The organism is Aurantimonas aggregata, from assembly GCF_010500835.1.
Classification (GTDB): domain Bacteria; phylum Pseudomonadota; class Alphaproteobacteria; order Rhizobiales; family Rhizobiaceae; genus Aurantimonas; species Aurantimonas aggregata.
This window is the reverse complement of sequence record NZ_JAAAMJ010000007.1, coordinates 126981-143683: the sequence shown is the minus strand read 5'-3', so window position 1 is coordinate 143683 and position 16703 is coordinate 126981. Positions and strand designations below refer to the sequence as shown.

At 68.5% G+C, this 16703-nt stretch carries 14 protein-coding genes; 9 read left to right on the top strand and 5 right to left on the bottom strand.

The genetic code is table 11. From position 1 onward, the window contains the following. Positions 1-13: 13 nt before the first annotated feature. Complete coding sequence (locus GTW51_RS11660; RefSeq protein WP_163044096.1) at positions 14-3439, bottom strand: helicase-related protein; 3426 nt, start codon at positions 3437-3439, stop codon at positions 14-16. A gap of 114 nt (positions 3440-3553) precedes the next feature. Beyond that, positions 3554-4162 carry a phosphatase gene (locus GTW51_RS11655; RefSeq protein ID WP_163044095.1) on the bottom strand — a complete coding sequence of 203 codons (609 nt, stop codon included), beginning with the start codon at positions 4160-4162 and terminating at the stop codon, positions 3554-3556. 453 nt (positions 4163-4615) lie between these two features. On the opposite strand from GTW51_RS11655, the gene GTW51_RS11650 reads away from it, so the two are divergent. The 5 genes from GTW51_RS11650 (at position 4616) to GTW51_RS11630 (ending at position 11448) form a co-directional block, all read left to right on the top strand. After that, positions 4616-5500 carry a DMT family transporter gene (locus GTW51_RS11650; protein WP_163044094.1) on the top strand — a complete coding sequence of 295 codons (885 nt, stop codon included), beginning with the start codon at positions 4616-4618 and terminating at the stop codon, positions 5498-5500. Positions 5501-5610: 110 nt separating this feature from the next. Next, positions 5611-9072, top strand: a complete 3462-nt coding sequence (gene pyc, locus GTW51_RS11645; protein WP_163044093.1) for a pyruvate carboxylase — start codon at positions 5611-5613, stop codon at positions 9070-9072. 108 nt (positions 9073-9180) lie between these two features. Continuing rightward, on the top strand, positions 9181-9489 hold the full coding sequence (locus tag GTW51_RS11640; RefSeq protein ID WP_163044092.1) for a type II toxin-antitoxin system TacA family antitoxin: 309 nt from the start codon (positions 9181-9183) through the stop codon (positions 9487-9489). After that, entirely contained in the window at positions 9486-10022 is a 537-nt protein-coding gene (locus tag GTW51_RS11635) for a GNAT family N-acetyltransferase (RefSeq protein WP_163044091.1), read from the top strand. The genes GTW51_RS11640 and GTW51_RS11635 overlap by 4 nt, the downstream gene beginning before the upstream one ends. Positions 10023-10185: 163 nt before the next feature. After that, the gene (locus GTW51_RS11630; protein WP_163044090.1) at positions 10186-11448 is read left to right on the top strand and encodes an MFS transporter; all 1263 of its coding nucleotides are present in this window, start codon (positions 10186-10188) and stop codon (positions 11446-11448) included. A gap of 6 nt (positions 11449-11454) precedes the next feature. Here GTW51_RS11630 and GTW51_RS11625 read toward each other — a convergent pair whose 3' ends face one another. Together GTW51_RS11625 and GTW51_RS11620 are read right to left on the bottom strand one after the other, a co-directional pair. Further along, positions 11455-11613 (bottom strand): DUF3309 family protein, encoded by a 159-nt coding sequence (locus tag GTW51_RS11625; protein WP_163044089.1) that lies wholly within the window; start codon positions 11611-11613, stop codon positions 11455-11457. Between the two features lie 118 nt (positions 11614-11731). Beyond that, positions 11732-11905 carry a DUF3309 family protein gene (locus tag GTW51_RS11620; RefSeq protein WP_163044088.1) on the bottom strand — a complete coding sequence of 58 codons (174 nt, stop codon included), beginning with the start codon at positions 11903-11905 and terminating at the stop codon, positions 11732-11734. A gap of 165 nt (positions 11906-12070) precedes the next feature. Between GTW51_RS11620 and ispG the strand changes: the two genes are divergently transcribed. Both ispG and GTW51_RS11610 read left to right on the top strand, forming a co-directional pair. Then, on the top strand, positions 12071-13336 hold the full coding sequence (gene ispG, locus GTW51_RS11615; RefSeq protein WP_163044087.1) for a flavodoxin-dependent (E)-4-hydroxy-3-methylbut-2-enyl-diphosphate synthase: 1266 nt from the start codon (positions 12071-12073) through the stop codon (positions 13334-13336). 95 nt (positions 13337-13431) lie between these two features. Then, positions 13432-14406, top strand: coding sequence for a lytic transglycosylase domain-containing protein (locus GTW51_RS11610; RefSeq protein ID WP_163044086.1), 975 nt, complete (start codon positions 13432-13434; stop codon positions 14404-14406). 41 nt (positions 14407-14447) lie between these two features. Here the strand turns inward: GTW51_RS11610 and GTW51_RS11605 are convergent, their stop codons facing one another. Beyond that, a complete protein-coding gene (locus GTW51_RS11605) occupies positions 14448-15347 on the bottom strand; it encodes a polyprenyl synthetase family protein (RefSeq protein WP_163044085.1) in 900 nt (299 codons plus the stop codon). Between the two features lie 167 nt (positions 15348-15514). On the opposite strand from GTW51_RS11605, the gene GTW51_RS11600 reads away from it, so the two are divergent. Next, positions 15515-16204 carry a biosynthetic peptidoglycan transglycosylase gene (locus GTW51_RS11600; RefSeq protein WP_163044084.1) on the top strand — a complete coding sequence of 230 codons (690 nt, stop codon included), beginning with the start codon at positions 15515-15517 and terminating at the stop codon, positions 16202-16204. Positions 16205-16431: 227 nt separating this feature from the next. Next, complete coding sequence (gene rpmF, locus GTW51_RS11595) at positions 16432-16617, top strand: 50S ribosomal protein L32 (protein ID WP_163044083.1); 186 nt, start codon at positions 16432-16434, stop codon at positions 16615-16617. Positions 16618-16703 lie beyond the last annotated feature (86 nt).

Genomic DNA, 16703 nt, shown 5'->3' with positions numbered 1-16703 from the left:
CGCCGTCGTGCCATTACTTGCCGAGCTTGTCCCGCAGCGCCGCCAGCTTGGCGAAGGGCGAATCGGGATCGGCGACGCGCTGGGGCTTGGCCTGCTGCGGCTGCTCGAAGCGGCGCGACTGGCGCTCCTCGCCGCCGGCCCGATCCTTCTTCCATTCCTTGTCCGGACGCTGCTTGTCCGGCCGGCCGCGGCCCTTGCCGGCGGCGAACTTGCCGCCGCCCTCACGCCCGCCGCTTTCATTGTCGCCGGTGCGCGGCGCGTCGCGACGCTCGCGGGCCGGGCGCTCACCCTCGGGCGCCGCCGTGCGTTCGCCGCCACGCTCGTTGCCGGCGCCGCGGCCCCTGCCACGATTCTGGCCGGGACGCTGACCCGGACGGCCACCGGCGCGCTGCGGCCGCCAGACCTGGATGATCTTCGCCGGCTCGGGCGCCGCTTCCACCGTCTCGGACGCGTCGTGTACGGGCGCAGCAGTTTCTTCTGCTGGCACAGCGGTTTCTTCTGCCGGCGCAGTTTCTTCTGCCGGCGCAACGTTTTCCTCGAGCGCGCTGACGGCTTCCTCGACCAGGGCGGCCACTTCGGGGGTCGCTGCAGCCGGGGCATCGTTCGCGACGGCCGGGGTCTCATCGTTCGAAGGCGGCGTCGATTCGGCCGGGCTCTCCGCCACGTCAGCCGATGCAGCCGCGGGTTCGTCGGCTGGCAGCGCAGTGCCGGCGTCCTCGTCGGCGACAATACCGACCGACGCTTCCGGCTCCACCGCTGGCGCAGCTGGCTCGGGCGCATCCCCGGCCACGGCGACCGTGTCGCTCGCCGCTTCCGTTGGATTCTCGTCGGCAGACGTCGTTTCGGCCGGCTCGGGCTGCGGGGCGTCTGCCGTGGCAGCTGCCTCCGCGGCCTTGCGGGTCGCTTCCGCCTTCGCTGCAGCTTCCGCCGCGACGGCCTCGGCATCGAGCCGCTGCAGTTCGGCCTCGATAGCCGGCGCCTCCATGCCTTCCGGCCGGTAGCCGAGACCCTTGAGGATCTCTTCCATGTCCTCGGCGGTGGCGCCGAGAATCGACATCATGGCTGGCGTCACCAAAAACTGCGCGCCGTTATAGGCGCCTTCCGGCCGCTTGCCGGTGCCGGGCTTCCAGGCGAGGGCCGGGCGGATCAGGTCGGCGAGGCGCTCCAGGATGTCGACCCGCACCGCGCGCCGTCCGAGCAGACGATAGCCCGCAAGGCCGTAGAAAACCGGATCGAAGGTCGCGTCGGCAACGGCCGAGGTGCGGCCCGTCGCCAGGAGATGCGTGGCTTCGCCATAGCCGGGGCGTTCGCGCCCGTCGTTCTTGATCGCCCAGAGCAGGGTGATCAGCGCCGCCGGGGCCGGCTTGATCAGTGCCGGCACGAAGATGTGGTAGGCCCCGAAGCGCACGCCGCAGCGCCGCAGCGCGGCCCGCGCGTCCTGTTCGAGGGCGCGGACTTCCTCGGCGACCTCGCGTCGCTGCAGCGTGCCCAGGTTTTCGTAGAGTCGGTAGGCGATGCCCTTTGCCGTGCCCTGCAACGCCTCGGCGGACTTCAGGTCCGCCAGCGGCTTCAGCACGGTCGAGACCTGGTAGGTGACGAAGCGTTCTGCCCGCGAGGCGACCTTGTCGCGCGCCGGACCGGTCAGCTGCTCGTCGGCGAGCAGGACGACCTTCGGCGCGAGCACGTCGTCGCTGGACGTCAGCGACGCGATCGGCGCACCCAGCCAGCGCACCAGCCCGTCCGAGGCCAGCGCCAGGTCGCCATTCGGCGCATTGGCGAAGCGCTCGGCGCGCTTTTCGAACTCGCCGGCCAGCGCCTTCTGCGACGCAGCGCGCACCGCCTTGCCGTCCGTACCCTCGGTCCGGCCGTCCAGGGTGAACCTGAATCCCTGCAGCTCCCCGACAGGGTGGCCCTCGACCACCACCGTACCGTCGCTGCCGATTTCAGCTTCCATCACCGCATTCTCTCTCAGCCGTCTCATCAAGACGCTTGTCCTGCGGTCTACGAAGCGTTTCGTCAACCTGTCGTGAAGGGCGTCGGAAAGCCGGTCTTCGACCTCCCGCGTCTTTTCCTGCCAGTGTGTCGGATCGGCCAGCCATCCCGGCCGGTGCGAAATATAGGTCCAGGTCCGGATCTCCGCGATACGCTGCGAGAGCGTGTCGATGTCGCCTTCGGCCCGGTCGGCGCGCAGAACCTGCGCCGCCATGTAGTCTTCCGCGACGTGGCCCCGGCTGGTCAGGTCGGCATAGATCGTGGCGATGATCTCGGCGTGCTGGGCCGGCGCGATGCGGCGGTAGTCAGGCAGCTTGCAGGCTTCCCACAGCAACTCGACCCGCGCCGGGGTCGTCGCCCGGTCGGCGACCGCCGAATCCTTCGACAGGAATTCCAGCGCCCGCTGGTCGACGGCCGGCAGCGATCGCGACAGCGACGGCGACGGCGGCAGGACCTCGAGGCTGCGCCGCAGCGCGTCGATCGAGGCGAAGTCGATGTCGCGGCTGCGCCACTGCAGCACCCGGACCGGCTGGAAGGCGTGCGCCTCGAGCGCCTCGACCAGTTCCTGCGGCAGCGGATCGACCTTGCCGGTGACGCCGAACGTGCCGTCGCGCAAATGCCGGCCGGCGCGGCCGGCGATCTGGGCGAATTCGGCCGGTGTCAGCTGGCGGTACTGGAACCCGTCGAACTTCCAGTCCTGGGCGAAGGCGACATGGTCGACGTCGAGATTGAGTCCCATGCCGATCGCGTCGGTGGCGACGAGGAAGTCGACCTCGCCCGACTGGTAGAGCTCGACCTGGGCGTTGCGGGTGCGCGGCGACAACGCGCCCATCATCACCACCGCCGCCCCGCCGCGCTGGCGCCGGATCAGCTCGGCGATCGCGTAGACCTCCTCGGCCGAGAAGGCGACGATGGCGGTGCGTCGCGGCAGGCGGGTGATCTTCTTGGAGCCGGCATAGACAAGATTGGACAGGCGCGGCCGGGTCACCGTGTTCATGCCCTTGAGCAGCCGCTGCAGCACGCCCTGCATAGTCGACGAGCCAAGCAGCAGCGTTTCCTCGCGCCCCCTGGCGTGCAGGATGCGGTCGGTGAAGACGTGGCCGCGCTCGAGATCGCTCGCCAGTTGCACCTCGTCGATGGCGACGAAGGCGGTGCCCGGATCGCGCGGCATCGCCTCGACGGTGCAGACCGAGTAGCGCGCGTTCGGCGGCTTGATCTTCTCCTCGCCGGTGATCAGCGCGACGGCGCCGACGCCGACCCGGTCACAGACCTTCTGGTAGACCTCGCGGGCGAGCAGGCGAAGCGGCAGGCCGATCGTCCCGGAGGAATGGGCGACCATCCGCTCGATGGCGAGGAAGGTCTTGCCCGTATTGGTGGGACCCAGCACCGCGGTGACGTTTGTCCCATCAAAGCGGACGGTCTCGTGGACGGGGCGAAGCTCGGTCATCTGTCCCGCCTATGTGGGATTGCCGGGCCGTTGGAAAAGGCTTGGCGCCCGATTCGCAAGTTCGAGCCGGTGGTTGCGACCGGACTGACACCGAGATGCCGCAGCCGGGCCTTGCTATGGCGCCTCGTCGGTCGACGCTTCGCCGCCTTCGAGCATGTCGAAGGCAAAGCTCGTCGAGGTCTGGTCGCCCCGCCGCCGCAGCGTGCCGGAGCCTGGCACGAAGCGCGTGTTGCAGGCCTCGACCAACGCTCCACCGAGGCCAAGCTCCTCGTCGAACAAAGCGATCAGGAGCCGGTTCGGACTGGGCGGCTGGCTGCAGCCGGCGCGGGCCGCCGCCACCGCCTCGTTCGGCGGCAGCAGCGCGGCCAAAAGGCCGATGGCCATGGCCGGCGCGCGGCCGACGCCCTGCAGCCCGTGAATCAGCAGCCGCGAATCGGCCGGCAACCCGTCGGCGAAGGCGCGCGCCGCCGCCACGTGTTCGCGGTTCGGCGCAGCGATGGCGGCCGGATCGTCGACGTCGTCGAGTTTAAGGATGAGATGACGGTCCGGCGCGAGGTCGCGGGGCCCGAGATAGCTGAGGCCCGGTGCCTTGAGGGAGAGCACATGCGTCGGGTCGATCGCGGCGAAGAGCCGGCGTGCTTCCGACTGCCCCCGCACGATCAGCCGTGCAGGCCAGCCCGACGCGTAGTGCCGCCCTGATCGGGCTTCGATGAAACCTGCCATCACCCACCCCTCCCGCAGCGCATTCACCGACGCCGGCCCGGCAGACCGGCTCACAGAACAGTTGCACCATGCACCGATCGAAGCGTCCCTGTCACCCTTAGGAAGCAGGGAAAGCCTTTCACAATGGACCGGCGTCTGGAACACGCCCGATGCCTCTCGGAATACGAGATAACGACCCTGCGAAAAATATTTCGATGCCGTCGATTTTTTCGGGAACCCTTCTTTTCGACGTGTGTTCTTAAGACACCCCCAAGCGATCATCCCCCCTCGATCGCAATGCAGACGGAAAAAGGCAGCTCCCCCCTCGCTGCCTTTTTTCGCGTCTGGGGTTCGTTTTTCTGACCCGACCATCCCGAATCGTACAGCTGGATCGCTGGCGACCGACGATTTCGGTTGCGCAGTCGCCGCCGGCCGTCCTAGGCGACGGACTCCCGCCGCCACGAGCGAACTCCCATGCAAGCCGGCATCCTCCTGGCCTTCGCCTCCTACTTCGCCTTCGCGTGCGGCGATGCCGCCCTGAAGGGCGTCGGCGATCGCCTGCCGATCTTCGAGATCGGCTTCTACGTCTCGCTGTTTGCGCTTCTGCCGGCGCTGTTCACCAAGCGACCCGAGGACAACTGGCGCAACGTCTTCGTGCCGAACCGGCCGGGCCTCCTGGCCATCCGCATGGCCAGCGGCACGCTGGGCGGCATCCTTGGCGTCGTCGCCTTCACCACCCTGCCCCTGGCCGAAGCCTACGCGCTGATCTTCCTGCTGCCGGTGTTCGTCACGGTGTTCTCCTGGCTCGTGCTCAAGGAGCGGATCGGCTGGCGGCGCTGGCTGGCGGTCCTCGGCGGCCTCGTCGGGGTGCTGCTCGTGGTGCGCCCTGGCTTTCGGGAAGTGCTGCCCGGCCATTTCGCCGCGCTGGGCGTCGCCATCTGCGGCGCGGTTACCGTCATCGTCTTGCGCGTCCTCGGCCCGTCGGAGCGGCGCATCACCCTGATCGGCGCGGTGCTGGTCGCCGCGATCCTCGTCAACGGCGTCCTGATGATCCCCGACTACGAAACACCGCATCACGGGCTCTGGCCAATCCTGATCCTCGGCGGGGTCTGCGCCGGGATGGGCCACCTGCTCATCGTCTTCGCCACGCGCCTCGCCCCGGCCGCGCGGGTGGCGCCGACCCAGTACAGCCAGATCGTCTGGGCGACGATCATCGGCGCCAGCTTCTTCGGCGAGTATCCCGATGCCCTGTCGCTGGCCGGCATGACCCTCGTCGCGGTCTCGGGCCTGTTCACCTTCGTGCGTGAAAAGGAAGTCGGCGACTGGCCGGACCGCGTCCCGCTGATCCGCAACCGCTGAAGCAGCACGCCCCCTACTGTTCGCACTTGCGAAACGCCACTTCTGGCGCGATCTTGAGCGGCTGTGGAAAGCTTCTATAAGCGGGCCCAAGCGCAAAGGGGGAATGTTGCTTGACCATCCGTAAGATACTCGTCGCCAACCGGTCCGAAATCGCCATCCGGGTGTTCCGTGCCGCCAACGAGCTCGGGCTCAAGACCGTTGCGATCTGGGCGGAGGAAGACAAGCTCGCGCTGCACCGCTTCAAGGCCGACGAGAGCTACCAGGTCGGCCGCGGACCGCATCTGACCAAGGATCTCGGGCCGATCGAGAGCTATCTCTCGATCGAGGAGATCATCCGGGTGGCCAGGCTCTCCGGCGCCGATGCCATCCATCCGGGCTACGGGCTCCTGTCGGAAAGCCCGGAATTCGTCGATGCCTGCACCGAGGCCGGCATCGTCTTCATCGGCCCGACCGCCGACACGATGCGCCGGCTCGGCAACAAGGTTGCCGCGCGCAATCTCGCCGTCGAGCTGGGCGTGCCGGTCGTGCCCGCCACCGCACCGCTGCCGGACGACATGGCCGAAGTGCGCCGCATGGCCGCCGAGATCGGCTTCCCGGTCATGCTCAAGGCTTCATGGGGCGGCGGCGGCCGCGGCATGCGGGTGATCCGCGCCGAGAAGGACCTCGAGCGCGAGGTGACCGAGGGCAAGCGCGAGGCGATGGCCGCCTTCGGCAAGGATGAGGTCTATCTGGAGCGGCTGGTCGAGCGCGCCCGGCATGTCGAGGTGCAGATCCTCGGCGACACGCACGGCAACGTGGTCGACCTGTTCGAGCGCGACTGCTCGATCCAGCGCCGCAACCAGAAGGTCGTCGAGCGCGCGCCCGCGCCGTATCTCAACGACGCGCAGCGCCGCGAGATCGCCGGCTACGGCCGCAAGCTTGCCGATGCCACCAGCTATGTCGGAGCCGGCACGATCGAGTTCCTGATGGATGCCGACACCGGCTCCTTCTACTTCATCGAGGTCAATCCGCGCATCCAGGTCGAGCACACCGTGACCGAGGAGGTCACCGGCATCGACATCGTCAAGGCGCAGATCCACATCCTCGACGGCGCCGCGATCGGCACGCCGGAGAGCGGTGTTCCGCGCCAGGAGGACATCAAGCTCAACGGCCATGCCCTGCAGTGCCGGATCACCACCGAGGATCCCGAGCATAATTTCATCCCCGACTACGGCCGCATCACCGCCTATCGCGGCGCCACCGGCTTCGGCATAAGGCTCGACGGCGGCACGGCCTATTCCGGCGCGGTGATCACGCGTTTCTATGATCCGCTGCTGGAGAAGGTCACCGCTTGGGCGCCCTCGCCCGAGGAGGCGATCGCCCGCATGGACAGGGCGCTCAGGGAATTCCGCATCCGCGGCGTTGCCACCAACCTCACCTTCCTCGAGGCGATCATCGGCCACGAGAAGTTTCGCGACAATTCCTACACGACGAAGTTCATCGACGAGACGCCGGCGCTGTTCGAGCAGGTCAAGCGCCGCGACCGCGCCACCAAGCTCTTGACCTATCTCGCCGACGTCACCGTCAATGGCCATCCCGAGACCAAGAACCGCGCCCGCCCCTCGCCGGACCAGGCGCTGCCGGTGGCGCCTCTGTTCGAGGCGCCGATCGTGCCCGGCACGCGGCAGAAGCTCGACGAGCTCGGCCCTGAGGGCTTTGCCGCCTGGATGCGCGCGCGGCCCGAGGTGCTGGTCACCGACACGACGATGCGCGACGGCCACCAGTCGCTGCTGGCGACGCGCATGCGCACCCACGACATCGTCGCCATCGCCGATTCCTATGCGCGGGCGCTGCCGCAGCTGCTCAGCCTCGAATGCTGGGGCGGTGCGACCTTCGACGTCGCCATGCGCTTCCTCACCGAGGATCCGTGGGAGCGGCTGGCGCTGATCCGCGAGAAGGCGCCGAACATCCTCCTGCAGATGCTGCTGCGCGGCTCCAACGGCGTCGGCTACACCAACTATCCGGACAATGTCGTCCGCCATTTCGTGGCGGAAGCCGCCAAGGGCGGGGTCGACCTCTTCCGGGTGTTCGACTGCCTGAACTGGGTCGAGAACATGCGCGTCTCGATGGATGCGGTGCGCGAGGCGGACAAGCTCTGCGAGGGGGCGATCTGCTACACCGGCGACCTGTTCGACCCGGAACGCTCGAAATACGACCTCAAATACTACGTCGCCCTCGCCAAGGAGATGGAGGCGGCGGGCGCCCACATTCTCGGCGTCAAGGACATGGCCGGGCTCTTGAAGCCGGCGGCGGCGCGCGTCCTGTTCAAGGCCCTGCGCGAGGAAGTCGGCCTGCCGATCCACTTCCACACCCACGACACGTCCGGCATCGCCGCCGCCACCGTGCTCGCCGCGATCGATTCCGGCGTCGACGCGGTGGATGCGGCGATGGACGCGGTGTCCGGCAACACCTCGCAGCCCTGTCTCGGCTCGATCGTCGAGGCGCTGAAGGGCACCGAGCGCGACCCGGGCCTGTCGTCCGAGGCGATCCGGCGGATCTCCTTCTACTGGGAAGCGACGCGCAACCAGTATGCCGCCTTCGAGAGCGACCTGAAGGGTCCCGCCTCGGAGGTCTATCTGCACGAGATGCCCGGCGGCCAGTTCACCAACCTCAAGGAACAGGCCCGCTCGCTCGGCCTCGAGACGCGCTGGCATCAGGTGGCGCAGACCTATGCCGACGTGAACAAGATGTTCGGCGACATCGTCAAGGTGACGCCGTCCTCGAAGGTCGTCGGCGACATGGCGCTGATGATGGTCAGCCAGGATCTGACCGTCGCGGACGTGCTCGACCCGAAGAAGGACCTCGCCTTCCCCGACTCCGTCGTCTCGATGCTGCGCGGCGACCTCGGCCAGCCGCCTTCCGGCTGGCCCGCCGACATCCAGGCCAAGGTGCTGAAGGGCGAGACGCCGATCACCGTGCGGCCCGGCTCGCTGCTCGAGGACGCCGATCTCGACGCCGAGCGCGCCGCGATAGAGGCGAAGCTCGAGCGCAAGCTCAGCGACCAGGAATTCGCCTCCTACCTGATGTATCCCAAGGTGTTCACCGACTTCGCCGCGGTCCAGGAGCTCTACGGCCCGGTCTCGCGCCTGCCGACGCCGTCCTATTTCTACGGCATCGAGCAGGAGGGCGAGGTGCTGGTCGATCTCGAGCGCGGCAAGACGCTGGTCGTGCGCTGCCTCGGCATCGGCGAGACCGACGAGAAGGGCATGCGCACCGTGTTCTTCGAGCTCAACGGCCAGCCGCGCCGGGTGAAGGTGCCCGACCGTGCCCATGGCGCCGCCGGCGGCTCCGTCCGCCCGAAAGCCGAGACGGCCAACCCGAACCATGTCGGCGCGCCGATGCCGGGGGTCGTGTCGACGCTGGCCGTCTCAGTGGGTCAGACCGTCAAGGCCGGCGACGTGCTCCTCTCGATCGAGGCGATGAAGATGGAGACGGCGCTGCACGCCGAACGCGACGGCACGATCGAGGCGGTGCATGTCACCGCCGGTGCCCAGATCGACGCGAAGGATCTGCTGGTGGTGTTCGCGGGATAGACGCGCCGGGCGCGCATAACGGACCCGCGGCTTGCCAACCGAGGTTGAATTGAAATGTACGCCTTAGTGGCGTACATTTCTCAGATGCGGGAAAGGCAGGGACCGTCGATGGAAGCATTTCATGACGAGACCCGTACGGTGGACGAGCGCAACACCGAGCGGATGAACTTCCGCGCCAAGCCGCGCATCAAGGAAACGATCCAGCGCGCGGCGGCCTTGTCCGGCGTCGACGACTCGACCTTCACCATGAGTGCCGCCTACCGCGCCGCCATGGAGACGATCGCCGCGCATGAGCGCACGACGCTCGATCCAATCGACCATGCTGCCTTCTTCGCAGCGCTCGACAGCCCGCCGGAGCCGACGGAGAAGCTGCGTCTGGCTGTCGCGCGCCATCAGCGGAGCGTGCTGTCGCGGTGAGCTTCACCGTCGAGCCGCTCGATCCGGCGCGGCACGATCGCTCGGCTTTCTCGAGCGGCGTCGAGCGAGTGGACAATTTCTTCCGCCGGACCGCGCAGAAGCTGACCCGGTCGGACAATCTGCGGACCTGGGTGATGATTGGCCCGGCCGGCGAATTGATCGGCTTTCATGCCATCAACGCCCACGCGGTGACCTACAGCGATCTGCCGACCGCCTTCGCGCGCAACCGACCCGGCCATGGCAGCATCCCCGCTGCCTTCATCGCCATGATCGGGGTCGACGCCCGCTACCAGGGCAAGGGCTACGGCGGCGATCTTCTGGTCGACGCCCTGTCCCGTATAGCCGCGGCGTCCGAACAGCTCGGCCTCGCCGTCGCCCTGCTCGACGTGCTGGACTGTGGCGATCCGGAGAAAGTCGCTCGACGCAGCCGCATCTATCGGGGCTTCGGCTTCATGCCGTTGCCGTCGAACCCGTCGCGACTGTTCCTGCCGATCGGGACGGTCAGGAAGCTGCTGACCGGCGACACCGAGTGATGACAGCTTAACAAGAGAGCAGCCCTCGCCTATTCGACCGCCCGCCCCATCGACGCCGTACTGCCAACACGATATCGGCTAGGCAACTCCGCTATTGCACGGGCGCTGCCCCGACGCGTTAACCCAAGAGTCCGTCCATGACCCGCACACCTGGATCGCTGCAGTGACGGCGGGCGAGCAGCCGGCCACCCGGCGCAGGGCCGGCATCTCCGCGCCCGGCCCGCGTCTCGCCGTGTCGATCGCCTTTCTCGTCAACGGCTTCGTGCTCGGCAGCTGGGCGCCGCAGGTGCCGGTGCTGGCGGCGCGGCTCGGCTACAGCGAATCTGCCCTTGGCCTCCTGATCCTCGTGTTCGGCCTCGGTGCGCTGACCGCGATGCCGCTGATCGGCGTCGTCATCAGCAAGAGCGGGTCGAAGCGTCCGACCCTCGCGACGCAATTGCTGCTGGCTGCGGCGCTGGCTTTCCTCGCCTTTGCACCCTCGACCGCTTTCGCCGTGCCGGCGGCCTTCTTCTTCGGCATGACGCTGGGCGGCATGGATGTCGCGATGAACGCCAACGCGATCTCGGTGGAGAAGACCCGCGCCAAGGCGATCATGTCGTCGTGCCACGGCTTCTGGTCGCTGGGCGGCTTTGCCGGGGCGGCCGCTGGCGGGCCGCTGATCGCCGCGCTCGGGGCGCAGGGCCACGGGCTGTTCGTCGGCGCCGTGACGCTGGCGCTGCTGTGGCCGGTCGACCGCTTCGGCCTCGACGACCGAGCTTTGCCCATCGCCAGCACCGGGGTGCCGACCAGCGGGTTCGCAGGCTTCGCCGAGGCTGCCCGGCGCGACCGGACGGCCCTGCTGAAGGCCTTGGCGATCGGCGTCTTCACGCTGTTCGCGTTCTTTCCGGAGGGCGTCGCGATCGACTGGAGCGCGCTGTTCCTGCGCCAGGATCTCGGCGTCGACGTCGCGGCCTCTGGCCTCGCCTTCGCGGCGTTCTCGGCGGCGATGGCGCTCTTCCGCTTCGTCGGCGATCCGCTGCGCGACCGCTTCGGCTCGGTGCGGACGCTGGTCGTCTCGCTGTTCACCGCTTCGAGCGGCCTCTGCCTGATCGCGCTGTCCGGAGAGCTGGTCTGGGTACTGGCGGGCTTTGCGGTCATGGGGATGGGATTGGCGAACGTCGTGCCCGTCGCCTTCTCGGCGGCCGGCAACCTGCCGGGGCTGAAGCCCGGCGTCGGCATCTCGATCGCGACGACGCTGGGCTATTCGGGCGCGTTGTTCGCACCGTCGGCAGTGGGGTTCGCTGCCGAGCGCTTCGGCTTTTCGACGGTGTTCCTGACGCTGGCCGCCCTGCTCGGCGTCCTCCTGGTCATGACGCCACTGGTGCGCAACGCCGACCGGGTCCGGCCGGAGCAGCCCGCAGGCCACGCCGACCATCTTGCCCTCTAGGGCCGGCTAAATGCGGCCGAGCAGCAGCAGGACCAGGATGATCACCAGGATCACGCCGAGGATGCCCGACGGGCCGTAGCCCCAGCCGCCGGAATAGCCCCAGGTCGGAAGCGCGCCGACGAGGAGCAGGATGATGATGATGAGAAGGATGGTACCGAGACTCATGGGTCGCTGTCCGTTCCGTGACCTGACGATAATGTCGATCACAAACCGTTGAACGGCACCCGCGGTTCCGTCCTCTATCCCGCGGCGGCCGAAATTCGGTTAAGAAGGCGCGAAGCCGCTAGGGAGGTCCAAACCCGCCGATCGCCACGAAGACCGCGATCAGGGTGAACGTGATGCCGAGGACGATGCTCGGCCGGTATCCCCACTGCCGCGAGAACGGCCAGACCGGCATGACCGCGATCAGCGCAAGGAAGACCAGGACGACGATGATCGGTCCGTATCCGACGGCCATGAACAGCTCCTTGAACGTGTCCCTGCTGCCATAGGGCAGCATTTACCGCGCGTGCAAGGGCACCCGACGGCGGGGTCATCGTCCTGACATCGCCCGGCAGTGAATTGACAAGGCGGCGCGCAGGCGCCAACTCGCATCGTGAAATCGTAACCCTCGGGGTTCGCCATGACCATCCAGACACCGATCGACTTCGTCGACGCCGATCCCTCGCCCCGCCGCCAGACGGTGGGCGTCGACGTCGGCGGCGTCATTGTCGGCGGCGGCGCGCCCGTGGTGGTGCAGTCGATGACCAACACCGACACGGCGGATGTCGACGCGACGGTCGCGCAGGTCGCCGCACTCGCCAAGGCGGGCTCGGAGATCGTCCGCATCACCGTCGATCGCGACGAGGCGGCGGCGGCCGTGCCCCGCGTCCGCGAGCGGCTCGACCGGCTGGGCGTCCACGTGCCGCTGGTCGGCGATTTCCACTATATCGGCCACAAGCTGCTTGCCGATCATCCGGCCTGCGCCGAGGCGCTGGCGAAATACCGCATCAATCCCGGCAATGTCGGCTTCCGCGAGAAGCGCGACCGGCAGTTCACCGACATCGTCGAGATGGCGATCCGCTGGAACAAGCCGGTCCGTATCGGGGTGAACTGGGGCTCGCTCGACCAGGAATTGCTGACCCGGCTGATGGACGCCAACAGCGCGCTGCCCGTGCCGCGGACGGCCCGCGCCGTCACCCGCGAGGCGATCATCCAGTCGGCGCTCCTGTCGGCGGAGCTCGCCGAGGAGATCGGCCTCGGCCGCGACCGCATCATCCTTTCCGCAAAGGTCAGCCAGGTGCAGGACCTGATCGCGGTCTATCGCGACCTGTCGCGGCGCACCGACCGCGCACTGCATCTCGGCCTCACCGAGGCGGGCATGGGCTCGAAGGGCATCGTCGCCTCCTCCGCCGCCATGGGCATCCTCTTGCAGGAAGGCATCGGCGACACGATCCGCGTCTCGCTGACGCCCAAGCCCGGCGGCGACCGCACCCAGGAGGTGCAGGTCGCGCAGGAACTGCTGCAGACCATGGGCTTTCGCCAGTTCGTCCCGATCGTCGCCGCCTGCCCTGGCTGCGGTCGCACGACGTCGACGGTGTTCCAGGAACTTGCCGAGACGATCCAGGCCGATCTCCGCCGCAACATGCCGATGTGGCGCGAGCGCTATCCGGGCGTCGAGACGCTGAACGTCGCGGTGATGGGCTGCATCGTCAACGGACCGGGCGAGTCCAAGCACGCCGATATCGGCATCTCGCTCCCCGGCACCGGCGAGACCCCTGCCGCGCCGGTCTTCGTCGACGGCAAGAAGACCGTGACCTTGCGCGGCCCGGCCATCGCGGCGGATTTCCAGGTGATGGTCGCCGACTATATCGAGCGCCGCTTCGGGAGCGGCTCGGCCGGGATGTGACAAGCGGCGGGCGCCCTTTTTCCAGCCTGCGACGCGGCGGCGCCCCGGTGCCGCCGGAGGATCGATACGCCCCGAGCCGCAACCCGGACCCGCGAATGACGGCCCGCCATCAGCGCCTTCTTCGGCCGATGGCGCTGCTATGCGCGCTGGCCTTCGGCGTTACGGCACTGGCGCCAGGCAGTGCCGTCGCGGAGACACCACCGGCCGGATCGCTCGTCCTGCCCGCTTTGCCCTTCCCGCCGAGCCCACCTTCCTTCGCGGTCGATCCCGCCGCAGGCATCGTCGAGGCGTCCGCCGCGCCGACGGCCGAGACGATCTGCCAGGTCATCGCCGCCAACGCGCTGGCCGTGGGCATGCCCGAAGCCTTCTTTGCGCGGCTGATTTGGAAGGAAAGCCGCTTCGATGCCGCCGCCGTCTCGCCGGTCGGGGCGCAGGGCATCGCCCAGTTCATGCCCTACACGGCCGAGGAGCGCGGCCTCGCCGATCCCTACGACATGCGCTCGGCGATCCGCCATTCGGCGCTCTATCTGTCTGACCTTCGCGCCGAGCTCGGCAATTGGGGGCTGGCGGCCGCCGCCTATAATGGCGGCATCAACCGGGTGAAGCGCTGGATCGCCAATGGCGGCGGCCCGCTGCCCTACGAGACCGAGGCCTATGTGGCCGACATCACGGCCCGGCCGGCCGACTGGTTCCGCGAGGCGGGACGCGAGATCGAGTTGCGCCCGCTCGATCCCGAGCGCAATTTCCAGGAGAGCTGCGCCCGCCTGCCGATCATGAAGACGCGGGCGATCTTCGCCTCACTCGACGGCGAGGAGAGCGCGCCGATGCGCCCCTGGGGCGTGCAGGTTGCCGGCCACGAGCAGCGAGCCGTCGCCATGCGGATGTTCGAACGCGTGCGCGCCAGCCATCCTGGCCTCGTCAAGGAAGCGCCGATCGTCCTGCGCAAGCGCACCGGGCCACGCCGGACGATCTACGCCGTCCGGCTGGGCGCCGACAGCCGCGGCGAGGCCAACACCCTCTGCCAGCAACTGCGTGGCGCCGGCGGCGCCTGCATCGTGATGAAGAACTGAGCCGGCTTATAAAATTGCCTCGCCCGCCGATAGATCTGTCCTCAGCGCAGACGATGGGCCACGAATCGCGCCGCCGCGAGCAATGTCTCGCCGCGCTCGCCATAGACCGACAGTTCATCCTCAGCCGCGGCAACCAGGTCGCCGAGACGCTGGCGCGTCCAGTCGTGCCCCTTGAGCGCCGGCAGGGTCTTCTTGCCGCGTTCGCGGTCCTTGCCGGCGGCCTTGCCCAGGGTCGTGGCATCGGCGGTCTCGTCGAGGAGATCGTCGGCGAGCTGGAAGGCAAGCCCTACCAACTCCCCGAATCGGCGCAGCCGCTGCCGGTCCGCCGCATCGGCGTCCGCGACCACCGGCCCGGCCTCGCAGGCGAAGGCGATCAGCGCGCCGGTCTTCATTGCCTGCATCGTCGCGATCTCGGCTTCGGTGAGGTCGCGGCTTTCCGCCGCCAGGTCCAGCGCCTGGCCCCCGACCATGCCGCCGGCCCCGGCATCGCGCGCCAGCATCAGGACGAGGGTCGAGCGGGCGGCAAGCGACAGGCTGGCCGAATCGGCGATGAGGCCGAAGGCGAGCGTCAAAAGCGCGTCGCCGGCGAGGATCGCCGTCGCCTCGTCATAGGCCTTGTGGACGGTCGGCTTGCCGCGCCGCATGGCGTCGTCGTCCATCGCCGGCAGGTCGTCGTGGACGAGCGAGTAGCAATGAACGCATTCCAGCGCGACCGCGGCATCGAGCGCATCCTCCGCCGACGCGCCGAACAGGGCGGCTGCCTCGATCACCAGGAACGGCCGCAGCCGCTTGCCGCCGCCGAGCGCGCCGTGGGCCATCGCCGCGCGGACCCGCTCCGGGGCGCCGGCAAGCGGCCCCTCGCCGCCGAGAATCGCGGCCAGCCGCACCTCGACGCGCGCGGCCGTGGACGCCAGAAGTGCCTCGAAGCCGTCGCCGTCCATCGCTCGATTCCCCGCCCGTTCCGCTGCCGCGGCTTTGCGCGAGCCACGGGCCGGGGTCAAGCCTCGGCGCCGTTGCGAGCCACGTTGCGCCCGGCTAAGGCTGGAGCCATGAAGCCTCGCCGTCTCCCTATCCCTCCAGCAGCCGCCCTTGGCGGCATGGGTGCGCCATGATTCGCCGGGTGCTCGCGGCCATCGCGATCGTCGTCGTGCTGCTGGTCGCGATCCCGCTGGTGCTGACGCCGCTCTACGCCATCCGGGCGATCCATCCGGTCTCGACGCTGATGCTGGCCGACCATCTCACCTTCCGTCCGGCGCTGCGCGAGTGGGTCCCGCTGGAGGCAATCGCGCCGGTGATGGTGCATTCGGTGCTGATGTCCGAGGATGGTCAGTTCTGCCGCCATGACGGCATCGACTGGGGCGAGATGCGCGCCGTCGTCGACGCGGCGCTCGCCGGCGAGGAGACCCGCGGCGCCTCGACCATCCCGATGCAGACCGTGAAGAACCTGTTTCTCTGGAACGACCGCTCGTATCTGCGGAAAGTCCTGGAGGCGCCGCTGGCGATCTATTTCGACCTGCTCGTGTCGAAGCGGCGGATCATGGAAATCTATCTCAACGTCGTCGAATGGGACACCGGCGTCTACGGAATCGGCGCCGCCAGCCAGCATTATTTCGGCAAGCCGGCGAGCGAGTTGTCGGCCCGCCAGGCGGCGTTGCTGGCGGTGACGCTGCCGGCGCCCGGCACGCGCAATCCGGCCAACCCCGGGCCGGGCCTCGACCGCCTGGCGCGCCGCGTCGAGCGGCTGGCGGAAGCCTCGGGCGACTATGTCGGATGCGTCAGGCCGGCCGAAACCGGCTGAGGATTTTGCCGTACCCCTTCCCAAGGGCACCATGCTTTGCTATGGGCTGCCTCGAATTCCCGTCACGGCGAAGCCTTGCGGCGATCATGGATCGCTCGTCGGCGCGTCCGACGTGAGAGGGCGAACCGACGGGCCTGAGGCTCGGCGAGGCGCTGCGGGACCGGAACCAGAGATGATTTTGCCGGCGCGCCATCGTGCAGCGGGCGACAGACCGAACGGAGCACGACATGGCCGTACCTAAACGCAAGACCAGCCCGTCGAAGCGCGGCATGCGCCGCTCGGCGGACGCCCTCAAGGCGCCGACCTACATCGAAGACAAGAACTCCGGCGAACTGCGTCGCCCGCATCACATCGACCTGAAGACCGGCATGTATCGCGGCCGGCAGATCCTGACGGTCAAGGAAAAGGCGTAAGCCTTTTCCGATAGCGGCGCTGCAGCTTCGGCTGCATGACATTCGGAAGGCCGGTCCCCGCGGACCGGCTTTTTGCGTCCGCGCGG